General features: G+C 59.8%; 2 protein-coding genes. Both read left to right on the top strand.

The window, feature by feature from the left end; genetic code table 11:
* The first annotated feature begins 150 nt into the window (after positions 1 to 150).
* The gene (locus tag AC5DC2_RS17375) at positions 151 to 489 is read left to right on the top strand and encodes a hypothetical protein (protein ID WP_024706446.1); all 339 of its coding nucleotides are present in this window, start codon (positions 151 to 153) and stop codon (positions 487 to 489) included.
* Positions 490 to 622: 133 nt separating this feature from the next.
* Positions 623 to 1,218: WD40/YVTN/BNR-like repeat-containing protein (locus AC5DC2_RS17370; protein WP_491699383.1), on the top strand; the 596-nt coding region annotated here is incomplete at its 3' end.

Genomic DNA, 1,218 nt, shown 5'->3' with positions numbered 1-1,218 from the left:
GTAGCTCAGTGCGAAATCACACGCCCATCGGCTTGGAAAATCGGATAGGACCGGACACCAGTTCCACAATTGATGCGTTCCTGAACCCTTACAAGCGGTGCGACAAAACGTGTATGGACAGGTCACCAAGTTTTAGCTATTCGATATGAGATGAAAAGGTATGCCCGCATTCTAACGATCCTCATGCTCGCCGTTTTCGCGGCGGGTTCGGTCGCGCATACCGCGAATGCAGCCAGCATGAATATGACGATGGCCCTTACCGCCGTCGAAAACGGCGATATGGGCAGCTGCAAAGATTGCCCTGTCGGCGGCGGTGACATGCAGCCGTGCGATTATTTCTGCGTTTCTCCCCTGTCGGCCATCCTGCCATCGGGCGAGGCCGGCCTGCCTGAGGCGGTGACGACCACCGAAGTAGCGGTTTATCGAAGCATGGCCGGACGCACCGGACTGCCGAACCCTTACCCTCCGAGATCCTCCACCCTGAGCTGACGCTGCCCGGAATCCGTTTCGGCTAGCTGCGGCTGACTTCATGCGCGATCAATCTGATCGTTCATGGTCCTACTCAGCATCGCGGGGTTCGCGCGCTGCGGGTTTGAGTTCCCCTCAGGATAGTTGGAATATCATGACATTGTTTCTACCGACGCCAACGCGTCGAGCCTTTATCACGTCCGCTATGGCTTTCGGGGCCAGTGCAGTGCTCTCGGTTTCGGTAAACCGGACAGCTCGTGCTGCGCCCGGCGAAACACCCTCCGCAATAGCCTTCGATGGCAATGCGCTCATCGTCGGAGGTGCTGGGCTTACCCGCCGCGACGATGGCGGAGTGTCCACACCGCTGCCCGGTCCGAAGGGCGGCAGCATTCTTTCGCTTGCGACACACAACGACCGTGCCGGTCGGATTGCGGCGGGGCTGTCCAATGGGGGCGTTGCGCTATCCGAAGACGGCGGGCAGAGCTGGGAGGCGAGAAGCCAGGGTTTACCCGAGGCTCCAGTAGTTGCTGTCGCAGCGGCTGCTTCAAACCCCGAAACCCTGTATGTTTCCGTTCATGGCGACGGTCTATGGAAAAGCGAAGATGCTGGCCGGTCTTGGGTCTTCGCGATGGACCGGCCTTGGCTGGCAGATGCCGAACGCGACTTGACTGCATTGGCCTCGGTCGATCTGGCCACGGGCATGGGCGGCATCTGGTTATACGCTGGAACCGGATTGGGTCTCACCCGCGT

The organism is Martelella sp. (assembly GCF_984369615.1).
Note: the sequence above shows the minus strand (reverse complement) of the source record. Positions and strands in the feature narration are given on the sequence as shown.